Here is a 655-nt window from a genome sequence, read left to right as displayed (position 1 = left end):
AACACCAGCCTAGTGCTGGTGTTTTTTTATCTTCAAACATCACCGAAGATAGAAAAATGGCCTTTTTGCGTATAAGAAAAAGGCCTGCCAATTGGCAAGCCTTTCTGATTTTCGTTTTTCGCTCTCGATTAACGATGCTTGTTGCGTGCACCTTGTTCGCCAGCATTTTTCTTTGGCTTACGACGAGCAGGATTGTTGCTGCGACCTTTAGACGTGCTTACACGTTCTTCATGGCGCTTAACCGCGCGGCGGATTTTTTGGCTGCGAGCACGTTCACGCTTACGTGACGTATTATCCTTGCTCAAATCTAGCATGGTTTCTTTCTCTGGGCGAAGTTCTACAAGCTCACGCAGGTAGTTTACTTCTTTCAGATCCAGTTCCATCCAACCGCCACGAGGCAGTTTTTTGTCTAGGAAGATATCACCGTAACGAACACGTTTCAGACGGCTAACGGTACACTCTTGAGATTCCCATAGACGACGAACTTCGCGGTTACGACCTTCGTTGATCACTACGTAGAAAGTGTGGTTCATACCTTCACCACCTGCGTAGACAACGTCTTCAAAGCGAGCTAAACCGTCTTCCAGTTCAACACCTTTTACTAGATTACGAACTTTTTGTTCGGTTACTTCACCAAACACACGCACTAGGTATT

General features: G+C 45.8%; 1 pseudogene. It reads right to left on the bottom strand.

The features are described 5' to 3' along the window. Positions 1-128: 128 nt before the first annotated feature. Positions 129-655, bottom strand: a pseudogene (locus tag R7Q11_RS26895) (23S rRNA pseudouridylate synthase B); the annotation flags it as partial.

This window comes from Vibrio sp. 970 (assembly GCF_033339075.1).
This window is presented reverse-complemented; position numbering and strand designations above follow the sequence as displayed.